The sequence below is a fragment of the Halalkalicoccus tibetensis genome (assembly GCF_037996645.1).
GTDB lineage: Archaea > Halobacteriota > Halobacteria > Halobacteriales > Halalkalicoccaceae > Halalkalicoccus > Halalkalicoccus tibetensis.
Genome location: NZ_JBBMXV010000001.1, coordinates 765,686 through 777,708 on the forward strand (window position 1 = coordinate 765,686; position 12,023 = coordinate 777,708).

The 12,023-nt window shown below is 69.1% G+C and carries 11 protein-coding genes; 4 read left to right on the plus strand and 7 right to left on the minus strand.

Annotation, left to right across the window (positions count from 1 at the left end; translation table 11 throughout):
- Positions 1-30: 30 nt before the first annotated feature.
- Both purD and WOA58_RS04320 read right to left on the minus strand, forming a co-directional pair.
- Complete coding sequence (gene purD / locus WOA58_RS04315; protein WP_340602926.1) at positions 31-1,341, minus strand: phosphoribosylamine--glycine ligase; 1,311 nt, start codon at positions 1,339-1,341, stop codon at positions 31-33.
- A gap of 46 nt (positions 1,342-1,387) precedes the next feature.
- Entirely contained in the window at positions 1,388-2,389 is a 1,002-nt protein-coding gene (locus WOA58_RS04320; RefSeq protein ID WP_340602927.1) for an LLM class flavin-dependent oxidoreductase, read from the minus strand.
- A 95-nt stretch (positions 2,390-2,484) separates the two neighbouring features.
- Between WOA58_RS04320 and WOA58_RS04325 the strand changes: the two genes are divergently transcribed.
- Complete coding sequence (locus WOA58_RS04325) at positions 2,485-3,660, plus strand: mandelate racemase/muconate lactonizing enzyme family protein (protein WP_340602928.1); 1,176 nt, start codon at positions 2,485-2,487, stop codon at positions 3,658-3,660.
- Positions 3,661-3,730: 70 nt separating this feature from the next.
- On the opposite strand, the gene WOA58_RS04330 is transcribed toward WOA58_RS04325, so the two are convergent.
- The gene (locus tag WOA58_RS04330) at positions 3,731-5,113 is read right to left on the minus strand and encodes a GntP family permease (protein ID WP_340602929.1); all 1,383 of its coding nucleotides are present in this window, start codon (positions 5,111-5,113) and stop codon (positions 3,731-3,733) included.
- Positions 5,114-5,222: 109 nt separating this feature from the next.
- Between WOA58_RS04330 and WOA58_RS04335 the strand changes: the two genes are divergently transcribed.
- Complete coding sequence (locus WOA58_RS04335) at positions 5,223-5,813, plus strand: NAD(P)/FAD-dependent oxidoreductase (protein ID WP_340602930.1); 591 nt, start codon at positions 5,223-5,225, stop codon at positions 5,811-5,813.
- A gap of 9 nt (positions 5,814-5,822) precedes the next feature.
- Here the strand turns inward: WOA58_RS04335 and WOA58_RS04340 are convergent, their stop codons facing one another.
- Both WOA58_RS04340 and WOA58_RS04345 read right to left on the minus strand, forming a co-directional pair.
- A complete protein-coding gene (locus WOA58_RS04340; RefSeq protein WP_340602931.1) occupies positions 5,823-6,182 on the minus strand; it encodes a hypothetical protein in 360 nt (119 codons plus the stop codon).
- Between the two features lie 41 nt (positions 6,183-6,223).
- Positions 6,224-6,982: an NRDE family protein gene (locus tag WOA58_RS04345; RefSeq protein WP_340602932.1), complete on the minus strand. Its 759-nt coding sequence runs from the start codon at positions 6,980-6,982 to the stop codon at positions 6,224-6,226.
- Between the two features lie 102 nt (positions 6,983-7,084).
- Between WOA58_RS04345 and WOA58_RS04350 the strand changes: the two genes are divergently transcribed.
- Positions 7,085-9,211, plus strand: a complete 2,127-nt coding sequence (locus WOA58_RS04350; protein ID WP_340602933.1) for a thioredoxin domain-containing protein — start codon at positions 7,085-7,087, stop codon at positions 9,209-9,211.
- On the opposite strand, the gene WOA58_RS04355 is transcribed toward WOA58_RS04350, so the two are convergent.
- Positions 9,203-9,643 carry a thioredoxin family protein gene (locus WOA58_RS04355; RefSeq protein ID WP_340602934.1) on the minus strand — a complete coding sequence of 147 codons (441 nt, stop codon included), beginning with the start codon at positions 9,641-9,643 and terminating at the stop codon, positions 9,203-9,205. The genes WOA58_RS04350 and WOA58_RS04355 overlap by 9 nt on opposite strands.
- Positions 9,644-9,680: 37 nt before the next feature.
- On the minus strand, positions 9,681-10,889 hold the full coding sequence (locus tag WOA58_RS04360; RefSeq protein ID WP_340602935.1) for an MFS transporter: 1,209 nt from the start codon (positions 10,887-10,889) through the stop codon (positions 9,681-9,683).
- A gap of 144 nt (positions 10,890-11,033) precedes the next feature.
- On the opposite strand from WOA58_RS04360, the gene WOA58_RS04365 reads away from it, so the two are divergent.
- On the plus strand, positions 11,034-12,005 hold the full coding sequence (locus WOA58_RS04365; RefSeq protein WP_340602936.1) for a PLP-dependent cysteine synthase family protein: 972 nt from the start codon (positions 11,034-11,036) through the stop codon (positions 12,003-12,005).
- The last annotated feature ends 18 nt before the right edge of the window (positions 12,006-12,023 follow it).

Here is a 12,023-nt window from a genome sequence, read left to right on the forward strand (position 1 = left end):
CCTCGTCGTTACCCCTGCGTGCGCCGGCCCCTACTCCCCGCGGAGCTCGTTCATGTGGCCGATGCGCGACTGGACGAGTTCGGCGGTCCCGATGTCGTGGCGGACCCGCACGCCCTCGTCGGCCCCCTCCAGAGCCCGCTCGGCGATCGCCTCGGCCTCGGCGATGCTCCCGGCGATCCCCACGACCGCAAAGGCACGAGATGTGGTGGTATAGATGCCGTCGTCCCTTCCGTCCACGCTCGCGTAGAACAGCTGTGTGTCGCCGTCTTCAGTCGCCGCTCGCGCCACGCTCTCCTCGTTGACCTCGACGAGCGTCCCGCCCTGCGGGTCGTCGGGGTAGCCTTCGGGAACGGCGTACTTACAGACGGTCGCGCGCGGGGCAAAGGAGAGCTGCGGGAGGTCCTCGCCCTCACGGGCCGCGATGAGCACGTCGAGGAAGTCGGTGTTCATGACGGGGAGCGTGTTCATCGCCTCGGGGTCGCCGAAGCGGGCGTTGTACTCGATGACCTTCACGCCGTCCGCGGTGAGCATGAACTGGCCGTAGAGAACTCCCGTATAGTCGCCCAGTGCCGCGACCGTCGCGTCGAGGATCCGGACCGCCTCGCGGTATTCCTCCTCAGTCATGAACGGGAGTTCGAGCCCCGCGTCGCTGTACGATCCCATCCCCCCCGTGTTCGGCCCCTCGTCGCCCTCGTAGGCGCGTTTGTGGTCCTGGACCGCCGGCGTTACCCGGAGCGAGCCGTTCGCGACGAGCCCTTGAACGGTGAACTCCTCGCCGACGAACCGCTCCTCGAGGACGATCCTGTCGTACTCCTCCTCGCGGAGGTATTCCTTCGCACCCTCCTTGTCCACCTGGTCGCCGATCACCTTCACGCCCTTTCCGCCCGTCAGCCCAGCGGGCTTGACGGCGAGGTCCGTAGTGGAGGAGTCGATATACTCGCAAGCTTCTTCCGTGCTCTCGAAGGTCTCGAACTCCGGACAGCCCGGGATGTCGTGCTCGCGCATGAACCGGCGCTGGTAGGCCTTGTCCGTCTCGATCCTGGCCCCCTCGGCGCTCGGGCCGAAGGGGTAGACGCCCGCCTCCGAGAGCGCGTCGGCGACCCCCGCCTGCAGGGGCGCCTCGGGGCCGACGACCGCGAGGGTCGCGCCGACCTCCTCGGCGTAGCTCGTCATGGCGCTCGTGTTCGTGGCGCCGAGCATCCCGAAGTCCGCCGCGATCCGGGCGATCCCGGGGTTTCGGTTCCCGGCACACGCGTAGAGCTCGCAGTCGCTGTCCTCGAGCGCCCGCGCGATGGCGTGCTCGCGCCCGCCCCCGCCGACCAGCAGCACCGTCTCTGACATGGCTGAGTGAGGCGCGGGCCGAAGCCTAAAGGTTGCCCTTCGCCCGCTACAGGCGCGGGACGACCTCCTCGCCGAGGCGTTCGACGCACTCGATCAGGTCCTCCGTGTCGATGCCCGGCGCGTACGGCCGGAAGACGAAGTGGACGTCGTCGCCGAGCGCCTCGCGGTACTCCTCGACCCCCTCGACCACGTCCTCGGGGGTGCCGACGAGCGCACGCTCCTCGAGCTCCTCCTTCTGCTCCTCGGGGAGCTCGTCGACCTCCTCCTCGCCGCCCCACTCCTGGTACTTGCGCTGCTGGTAGAAGTAGCCCTCGCGCAGCGTCTCCCAGGCCTCCTCGTAGCTGTCGCCGACGAAGGCGTACTGGATCGCGTAGGTGGTAAACTCTCCCTCGATCCCCTCCTCATCCCGAACGCGCTCGATGTCGTTCTTCCGATGCTCGATGTCCTCGATCGAGAGCATCTCGTTGGCACACCAGCCGTCGCCCATGCGCGCGGCCCGCCGGACCGCGGGTTTGGCGATCGCGCCCAGAACGACCTCCGGGGGCTCGTCGGGCGTCGGCGTCACCTCGGCGTCGGAGGAGACCGGGTGGAACTCCGAGTCGTACTCCAGCGGTCCGGGCTCCCAGGCGTTTCGCAGCAGGCGGATGGCGTCCTCGGTGCGGTCGGTGCGTTCGTCCTTCGGGACCCCGAAGTTCTCGAACTCGAAGTCGAGGTAGCCCACCGAGAGCCCCAGCGTGAGCCGCCCCTCCGAGAGCGCTTGGACGGTCGCGGCGTCCTCCGCGAGGCGGACGGGGTCGTAGAAGGGCGTGAGCGCGACCCCCGAGGCCAGCGTGATCTCGTCGGTCGCGCCCGCCAGCGCCCCCAGCGTCGGGGTCGTCCCCGAGAGGTACTCGTCGTCGGTGAAGTGGTGCTCGGAGGTCCAGACGCTGTCCAGACCCGCCCGCTCGGCCGCCTTTCCCACCTCGAGGAGGTCGCCGTAGATCTCGCTCGCCGGGCGATCGTCGTCCGGCCGTCGCTGTGCGGTCAGGAGTCCGATGCCGAAGTCCATACCCCCGGGTTCGCCACGCCGGTCCATAAACGCCCGCCCGGACCACGCCCCTGCCGGTAGTATTACTTCCCGGGGGCCGAGTGACACAATCGAGCATGGAAGACGTAGCGATCACGGACGTCGAGACGTACATCGTCGCGAACCCCTGGAAACCCTGGGTGTTCGTCGAACTCGAGACCGACGCCGGCGTCACCGGCCTCGCCGAAGCCACCACCCACGACAAGCCACGGACGGTCGCCGCCGCCATCGAGGAGATGTCGAAGTACTTCATCGGCAAGGACCCCTTCGACACCGAGGCGATCTGGCTCGAGATGTACCGCGACGAGTGGTTCTCGAAGAACGTCATCAACACCACCGTCTGTTCGGCCGTCGACATGGCCTGCTGGGACATCAAGGGCAAACTCCTCGACAAACCCGTCTACGACCTGCTGGGCGGCAAGGTCCACGGCGACCGCCTGCGCACCTACGCGAACGGCTGGTACACCGAGGCCGAGGGCGAACCCGAGGGATTCGCCGAGGCCGCGGAAGCGGTCGTCGCCGACGGCTACGACGCCATGAAGTTCGACCCCTTCGGCACCGCCTGGCAGCGCATGCCCAAGAAGGACCTCAACCACTCCGTCGACATCGTCCGCGCCGTGCGCGAGGCGGTCGGCCCGGACGTCGACCTACTGATCGAGGGCCACGGGCGCTTCACCGCCGGACAGGCCGTCGACATCGCCCGGAAGCTCGACGAGTTCGAGCCGACGTGGTTCGAGGAGCCCTGCCCGCCGGACTCGATCAACAGCCTCGCGGAGGTCGCCGATAAGTCGCCGATTCCGATCGCGACTGGCGAGCGCCACATGACCAAACACGACTTCTTCGAGCTGATCACCCGCACCGATGTCGACATCATCCAGCCCGACCTGATGAACACGGGCGGGCTGACGGAGGGCAAGAAGATCGCGGCGCTCGCCGAGGCCGACCACGTGAGCTTCGCGCCGCACAACCCCCAGGGGCCGGTCGCGTCGGCGATCTACGCCCATCTCTGTACGACGGTGCCGAACTTCATGATCCAGGAGCTGTTCCAGACCTACGACGTCGAGTGGGTCGACGACCTGCTGACCGAGCCGCTGGTCGTCGAGGACGGGTTCATGGAGGTGCCCGACGGCCCCGGCTTCGGCATCGAACTGGATCACGACGTGATCGAGGAGCACGCCTACACGGGCGAAGGGGTCCACACGATCAACCTCTTCGAGAAGGACTGGGAGAAACGCGAACTCGATCTGCGATAGGCGTCACGGATCGAGCGACACCGTTTTCGCCGCATCGGTTTCGATCGACATCGACCGCGCGCTCAGGAGCTCAGGCGAACGGGAACAGCGTCGAGAGCACCATGACGACGATGAACCCGGTGATGGAGACGATCGTCGTCAACACGGTCCAGATCTTGATCGTTTCCTCCTGGGTGAGCCCGCCGACCTCCTTGACGATCCAGAAGCCGCTGTCGTTGAACCACGAGAAGATCGAGCCGCCGGCGCCGATGATCATCACGAGGTAGACCGGGTGGACGGTGAGCTGGGGGAGCAGCGGGGCCATGATCCCGGCCGTGGTCAGCAGCGCGACGGTCGCCGAGCCCTGCGCGATGCGGACCGTCGCGGCGATGACGAAGCCGGCGACCAGCAGCGGGATGCCGACACCCTGGAGCGCGCCCGCGATGTAGTCGCCGATCCCCGAGGCGGCGAGCATCGCGCCGAACGCCCCGCCGGCGGCGGTGATCGCCGCGATGTGTCCGCCGCTTTTGAGCGACTCGACCAGTTCGTCCGACCAGACGTCCCGGTCGAGCGAGCGCGCGCGGAGGTAGGTCAGCGCCGCCGCGAGCGCCGCCGCCGTCAGCGCGAAGTTCGCGTCGCCGACGAAGCCCGTCGCCGCGTTCGCCGCGCTGTCCTCGGCGAGCATTCCGGCGTCGACCATCGAGTCGGTGACCGTGTTCGAGGCGATCAGGAACACCGCGAGGAGGATCGGCAGCGAGGCCTCGAACAGGCCCGGCAGCGCCGAGGTCGGCCGCTCGGAGAGCTCGCGCATCTGTTCGGCGGTCGAACCCATCGTCTCGCGAAGCGGGATGTCGGGGAGCTGGCGGTTGATCCACTTGCCGTAGAGCACGCCCGCGACCAGCGCGGTCGGCAGCGCGACCACGATCCCCACGAGGATCGTGACGCCGAGGTCGACGCCCAGTTCGAGCGCGACCGCGAGCGGGCCCGGCGTCGGCGGCACGAACCCGTGGGTCGTCACGCCCGCGGCCCCGACGACGGCGATAAAGAGCGCGTAGTCCCGGCCCGTCCGGGCGCGCATCGATCGCGCCAGCGGCGCGAGCAGGTAGAAGACGTTGTCGAAGAAGACGGGGATCGCGAGCACCCCCGAGGACCCCCAGAGCGCCAGATATGACCGCTCTTCCCCCGTGAGGCGTTGGAAGGCCCTGACGATCCGCTCGGCGGCGCCGCTCTCCATCATCGTCTTGCCGATCACCGCCGCCATCAGGATCGGGATCCCGATCCCGACCATCGTGTCGCCGAAGCCCGCAGCGGTCTCGGCCGGCACCTCGGCGAACGGCACCTGATCGGTGGCCGCCCCCACGACCAGCGTCGCGATCACCAGTCCGATGAACGCGGGCAGCTTGAGCCAGACGAGCAGCGCCACGACGGTAACCAGCCCGATCAGGAAGACGGGAACCGGGTTAGCGAATACCATGATTCGCATGCAGAGTCATGCGATAAATAAATTGTGTAGGTCTGGCCGACGTCCGTCCGACAATTGACGGATCACTTAGGCTTATGTGACGGGACGCCCTCGATGGAGTATGACGAACGTTGCCATCGTCGGCGGCGGACCGGCCGGACTGAGCGCGGGACTCTTCGCCGCGAAGAACGGACTCGAGACGGTCGTGTTCGACACGGACGCGACGTGGATGCACAAGGCCCACCTGTTCAACTACCTCGGGATCGGCTCCGTGGACGGAAGCGCCTTCATGGCGACCGCGCGAAAGCAGGTCGACGACTTCGGCGTCGACCGCAAGCAGGGCGAGGAGGTCACCGCGGTCGAGGCCACGGACGGCGGGTTCACCGTCACGACCGACGAGGACGAGTACGGGGCCGACTACGTGATCCTCGCGACCGGCGCGAAACGGGACCTCGCCGAGGAGCTCGGCTGCGACCTCACCGAGAACGGCGTCGTCGACGTCGACGTCCGCATGGAGACGAGCGTCGAGAACGCCTTCGCGACGGGCGCGATGGTCCGGGCCGAGGAGTGGCAGGCGGCCATCGCGGTCGGCGACGGCGCCGCCGCCGCGCTGTCGATCCTCTCCGAGGAGAAGGGCGAGCACTACCACGACTTCGACGTGCCCGCCGACGCCGAGGCGACGTTCGGCGCGATGGTTCCCGACGACGTCTGACCGGCCGATCTACACGCCCGGCACGCCGATCGCGGAGGCCGAGACGAAGCCGGCCGTCGCGAGCGCGTAGAGGGCGCCCGCGGCGACGAGCCAGGCGACGAGCCCGATCAGGGCCGCGGCACCCCACCCGCCCGTATGCCGGACGTTGATGACGCCGATCCAGGCCGCCAGCGCCAGCAGCGGGCCGACCAGCGGGATTCCCCCGAGGAAGAAGCTCACGACCCCCCAGGCGACCGCCCCGATGAGGGCGGTGATCGCCGCGCCGCCGAAGCCGATGGCCTCGTTGGTCGCGAGGCTGACCCCGACGTAGATTCCCAGTGTACCGACCAGCAGGCTGACGACGAACACGATGGCCGTATCGAGTACCATACTCAATGGTCCGATAGGTATCGGGGTAAAAGCGCTGCCTGCTAGTTCAACTCCGAGCTCGCCTCCCGGTCGACGGGCTCGTACTCGGTCTCACAGGGCGGGCCGTCCGCGAACCGGAACTCCGTCGATCTCTCGGAGTCGACGCGGATCAGCGACGACGAACGGGTACCGTATTCCTCGGCGTGGACGCAGAAGCCGTAGTCGTGGTCCCGGAGCGTGGCCGCCGCCCGCTCGTGCCAGTCCCCCGAATCCTCGCCCGGCTCGGGCTGCAGCGCCTCGCGCGCCCGACGGGCGCTTTCCGCCTGTCGCTCGCCGAACTCCGCCCGTCGAGCGGGGATCTCGAAGTCGCCGTCGGCACCGACGTTGACGACGATATGGACGCCGGGCTCGAAGTTCCGCACCCGCAGGCTCCCGTCCCACTCCAGCAGGAGCGCCGCGTTCCGGTCGATCAGCGCGAGGTTGAACCCGTCGTACTCGAACTCCTCCACCGAGCGCTCGACAAACCGGGTGGCGTCCTCCGCGGACTCGCGTTCGAGGGCGTCGCCGACCAGCAGTCCCCGCGAGCGCTCGCCGGCGAGTTCGTGATCCAGCCAGCGGTTCGTGACGACGGCGACCACCCCGTGCTCGTTGTGGCCGATCCAGGTCCCGCCGGCCTCCTCGTCCCACGGCGCGACGATCCGGGGCTCCTCGCCGTAGATCCCCGGCGGATGGGAGGGACGGCCGAGCGCCTCGTCCCGGTTGGCCGCGACGAGGACGGGGGCGTCGGCGAAGGCCTGCCAGGCGAAGATGAGCGTACACACGCCTCGGGGTAGGACCCCGACCGTGATAGCCCTGTGGCTACGGCCACAGCCATGGCCACGGTCACGGTCACGTTTACCCGTCCTGACTTCCTACCCCGAGCCATGAGCACCGATCGGAACCGGCTCGACGAGGAGGAGAGCCCCTATCTCCGACAGCACGCCGACAATCCGGTGAACTGGCAACCGTGGGACGACGCGGCGCTCGCGGAGGCCGAGGAGCGCGACGTCCCGATCTTCCTCTCGGTGGGCTACTCGGCGTGTCACTGGTGTCACGTCATGGAGGAGGAGAGCTTCGAGGACGAGGCGATCGCCCGGCAGCTCAACGAAGGGTTCGTCCCGGTCAAGGTCGACCGCGAGGAACGGCCCGACCTCGACAGCATCTACCAGACGATCTGCCAGCTCGTCACCCGTAGGGGTGGCTGGCCGCTGTCGGTCTGGCTCACCCCCGACGGCCGGCCCTTCTACGTCGGGACCTACTTCCCCCGGGAGTCGCGCCGCGGGACGCCGGGGTTCGGCGACCTCCTCGGGAACCTCGCCGAGAGCTGGGAAACTGACAGGGACGAAATCGAGAACCGCGCGGATCAGTGGACCCGCGCGATCACCGACCAGCTCGAGGAGGTGCCCGAGGCGGGCGAGCGCCCGGAGGGCGTGCTGATCGAGGCCGCCGACGCCGCGCTGCGGGGCGCGGACCGAGAGCACGGCGGGTTCGGCGAGAACGGCCCGAAGTTCCCCCAGACCGCCCGGCTGGAGGTCCTGCTTCGGGCCTACGACCGCACCGAGCGGCGGCCCTACGGCGAGGTCGTGCGCGAGACGCTCGACGCGATGGGTAGTCGAGGGATGTACGACCACCTCGGCGGGGGATTTCACCGATACGCCACCGACCGCGAGTGGGTGGTTCCCCACTTCGAGAAGATGCTCTACGACAACGCCGAACTCCCGAGGACCTACCTCGCGGGCTACCGGGCCACCGGCGAGGAACGCTACGCCGATATCGTCGCGGAGACCCTCGGGTTCGTCGACCGGGAGCTCGGCCATTCTGAGGGTGGCTTTTTCAGCACGCTCGACGCCCAGAGCGAGGACCCCGAGACGGGCGAGCACGAGGAGGGCGTCTTCTACGTCTGGACGCCCGAGGAGGTCGAGGAGGTCCTCGACGAGGAGAGCGCGGCGCTGTTCCGCGGGCGCTACGGCGTCGAGCAGGGTGGCAACTTCGAGGGGAGAACGACGGTGCTGACGCTCTCGCGGGGCGTCGGATCGCTGGCCGAGGAGTACGGGATGGACGAGAGCGAGGTCGAAGAGCGCCTCGGCGAGGCCAAACGGCGGCTGTTCGAGGCCCGCGAGGAACGCCCGCGCCCGCGCCGCGACGAGAAGGTGCTCGCGGGCTGGAACGGCCTGATGATCTCGGCGTTCGCGGAGGCCGGGCTGGCACTCGACGATTCGTACGCCGACCGCGCCGCGGAGGCGCTCTCGTTCGTCCGCGAGCAGCTCTGGGACGCGGAGGAAGGGTTGCTCTCGCGGCGATACAAGGATGGAGAGGTGAGGATCGACGGCTACCTCGAGGACTACGCGTTCCTCGCGCGCGGGGCGTTCGACACCTACCAGGCGACCGGCGAGCTGGAGCACCTGGCGTTCGCCCTCGACCTGGCGCGGGCGATCGAGCGCGAGTTCTGGGACGAGGAGCGAGAGACGCTGTACTTCACCCCCGAAGCCGGCGAGGAGCTCGTGACCCGTCCCCAGGAGCTGAACGACCAGTCCACCCCGTCGAGCCTGGGGGTCGCCTGCGACGTCCTGCTCTCGCTTTCGCCCTTCGCCGACGCCGATTTCGAGGGGATCGTCGAGCGGGTCCTCTCCCGATACGGCGACCGAGTTCGGGGGAACCCGCTCGAACACGCGACGCTGGCGCTGGTCGCGGATCGGTTCGAGAACGGCTCGCTCGAGCTGACGATCGCCGCCGACGAGCTACCCGAGGAATGGCGCGAGACGCTGGGGAGCGCGCACCTCCCGAACCGGATCCTCGCGCGCCGGCCGCCGACCGAGGACGGACTGGAGGAATGGCTCGACGAGTTGGGGCTTGACGAAGCGCCGCCGATCTGGGCGGGCCGCGAAGCCAGGGACGGGCCGACCGCCTACGTCTGTCGCTCCTTTACCTGCTCGCCGCCGGTGACCGAGATCGGCGAGGCCCTGGAATGGGTCGAGGATCTCGACCCCGCGAGTCCCGCGGACTCAGGCTGAGGCCTCGATCTCGCGCAGCTGTTCCGCGAGATGCGCGAAAGCGGGGATCGGCTCGCTCTCGACGAACCGGGCGACCTCTTCGCCGTCGCGTTCGACAATCTCGCCAGAACTCTCCGAGTTCTGGCTGCCAGTTGAGCTTCGCTCAACGATGACGGTCGGGATGTACTCGATGCCGTACTCCTCGACCTTCGGGCCCTTCTTCGAGCCGTCGTCGAGCTTCTCGACGGGGTACTCGTGGATCCGATCGTCGGGAACCCCCGCGGCGTCGAGGGCCGCGCCCAGGTCGGGCAGGACGGCCCGGCAGTCGCCACACCAGTCGCCGCCCCAGACTCGAACGACCAAGTCGTCGGCGTGTCGCTCGAACGGTTCGAGCTCGCGTTCGTGTGCCTTCGCGTCCCACGTCGGGTTCGGTCGCATGGTCTCGAGGGTCATGGCAGAGGGTTCGTCGCGAGGGATCTTAACGGGCGTGCTAGTCGTCGGGCACGAGCACCGTGAGGAGGATCCCGATCCCGGAGAGGGCCGCGAGCCCGAGGAACGCCCCGTCGAAGAAGCCGCGCTCTGCGACCGCGCCGACGAGGAGGGGGGCGGTCGCCCCGAGCGCGATGTAGCCCGTCCGCAGCAGGCCGAGTCCGCTCCCCTTCATGTCCGCCGGCAGCGCGTTGACGAGGAACGTCTGGGTCAGCGGCGTCGCGCCGACGAGCGAGCTCGCGACGACCGTCACGACGACGATTCCGGCCAGCTCGTCGAGAAAGGGCAGGGCCGCGAGCGAGAGCGTCGAGACCCCGCAGACGACGTACAGCGTCGGGCGGGTGCCGAAGCGATCGCCGCCGGCGCCCGCGATCGGCTGGACGGCGACCCCGCTCGCGAAGAAGAGGCCGAACAGGCCCGCCGCGAGGCCCGGCGAGAGCCCCTTCACCTCGACGAGGTAGGTGGGGTAGAAGCCGGTGAAACCCTGATAGACGGCGAAGAGACAGACGTGGACGCCGGTGACGATCAGGATCGACCGTTGGGCGATCCCGCGGGCGACGTAGCCGAAGGTCGAAAGCGAGAGGCTCTCGACTGCGCTGCCCTCGGTCACCTTCCCGGGCACGACTCGATGGAGGACGACCGCCATCAGGACGAACAGCGGGACCGTCGCGCCGAAGCCCAGCCGCCAGGAGGCGGCCGCCGCGAGCAGCCCGGCGACGACCGGCAGGATCGCGTTGCCCGCCTCGCCCGCCGACAGCGTCAGGCCGATGGCGGTGCCGTCGCGCTCCTCGTAGATCGACGAGAGGATCGTGAAGCGCGCGGGGCCGAACAGCGCCGTCGAGAAGCCGAACAGCGCCGTGGCGAGAAAGAGGACGAACGCCGTGTTCGAGAGGGCGACGACCGCGATCATCGTTCCCGAGACGAGGGTACTGACCACCAGCGCGTTGCCCTCGCCGACCCGATCGCCGATGACCCCACCGGGGAACTGCCCCAGCGCGTAGGCGACCCAGAGGACGGTTATGAGGAGGCCAGCGGCCGTCAGCCCGAGGTCGAACGCCTCGCGGATCGAGGGAAGCAGGGCGGGAAAGACGAGCCGGAGGCCGAGCGAGAGGAACCAGCCGCCGGCCACTCCCAGGAGGATCCAGCCCCGCCCGTCGCTCCAGAGGTCGCGTACCACCGCTCGAACGCCGCCGACCCCGACTGACTGCACAGCGCATCCCACGCCAAGCGTTCGCATTCGACTGTCGGTCCCGGCAGCATCGGCGGGGTATCGGGCGGAGTTGCTAATACCCGCGCGGCGATTTATTACCCGCGTCCATCAGGGGTTTATACCTGTGTTCCCTATTCGTCTCGCATGTACGGGAGCATTCTGGACGCCATCGGGACGCCGCTGGTCCAGGTCGACTCCCCGGAGGGGTCGACGATCGCGGCGAAGCTGGAGTCGTTCAACCCGGGGGGCTCGGCGAAGGACCGGCCCGCGCTCGCGATGATCGAGGCCGCGGAACGCGAGGGGCTGCTCGCGCCGGGCGATTCGATCGTCGAGCCCACGAGCGGGAACACGGGCATCGGCATCGCGGTCGCCGCGGCCGCCCGGGACTACGAGCTGACGATCGTCCTGCCCGACACGATGTCGAAGGAGCGCCGCCGGCTCCTCAGGGCGTACGGCGCCGACATCGAGCTCGTCGCCGGTGACATGACCGACGCCCGGGCGCGCGCCGACGAGATCGTCGCCGAGACCGGCGCCGTCCAGCTGGGCCAGTTCGAGAACCCCGCGAACGCCGAGGCCCATTACCGGACGACCGCCCCCGAGATCATCGAGGCCGTCGAGGGCCGCGAGATCGACGCGCTGGTCGCCGGCGTCGGCACCGGCGGTACCATCACCGGCACGGGGCGGCGGCTCAAGGAGGAGTACCCCGGGATGGACGTGATCGCGGTCGAGCCCGAGGGCAACGCCGTCCTCTCGACCGGCGAGCCCGGGGCCGACGAGTTCCAAGGGATGGGCCCGGGGTTCGTCAGCGACCTGCTCGACGTCGAGCTGCTCGATGGGGTCGAGGTCGTCGCGCTCGCGGACGCCGAGCGGGAGTGTCGCCGCCTCGCGCGCGAGGAGGGGGTCCTCGTCGGCCAGTCGAGCGGCGCGGCCTCGCTCGCCGCGCGCCGGGTCGCCGAGAGTCTCGCGCGGCCCGAGCTGAACTGCCCTGAGGCACCCGATATGAGTTCGATGAGCGCCGACGGGGGCGCGGAGGCCGGCTACGACGACTGCCCGCTGGTGGTGACGATCTTCCCCGACAGCGGCGAGCGCTACCTCTCCACCGGACTGTTCGACTGACCTTCGACCCGCACCACG

Excerpts from the sequence above, each read along its gene's own strand:
- WOA58_RS04330 (WP_340602929.1), bottom strand. The coding sequence starts at position 5,113 with ATGGTATTCGCTAACCCGGTTCCCGTCTTCCTGATCGGGCTGGTTACC.
- WOA58_RS04350 (WP_340602933.1), top strand. The coding sequence starts at position 7,085 with ATGAGCACCGATCGGAACCGGCTCGACGAGGAGGAGAGCCCCTATCTC.
- purD (WP_340602926.1), bottom strand. The coding sequence starts at position 1,341 with ATGTCAGAGACGGTGCTGCTGGTCGGCGGGGGCGGGCGCGAGCACGCC.
- WOA58_RS04335 (WP_340602930.1), top strand. The coding sequence starts at position 5,223 with ATGACGAACGTTGCCATCGTCGGCGGCGGACCGGCCGGACTGAGCGCG.
- WOA58_RS04365 (WP_340602936.1), top strand. The coding sequence starts at position 11,034 with ATGTACGGGAGCATTCTGGACGCCATCGGGACGCCGCTGGTCCAGGTC.
- WOA58_RS04320 (WP_340602927.1), bottom strand. The coding sequence starts at position 2,389 with ATGGACTTCGGCATCGGACTCCTGACCGCACAGCGACGGCCGGACGAC.
- WOA58_RS04325 (WP_340602928.1), top strand. The coding sequence starts at position 2,485 with ATGGAAGACGTAGCGATCACGGACGTCGAGACGTACATCGTCGCGAAC.
- WOA58_RS04355 (WP_340602934.1), bottom strand. The coding sequence starts at position 9,643 with ATGACCCTCGAGACCATGCGACCGAACCCGACGTGGGACGCGAAGGCA.
- WOA58_RS04340 (WP_340602931.1), bottom strand. The coding sequence starts at position 6,182 with ATGGTACTCGATACGGCCATCGTGTTCGTCGTCAGCCTGCTGGTCGGT.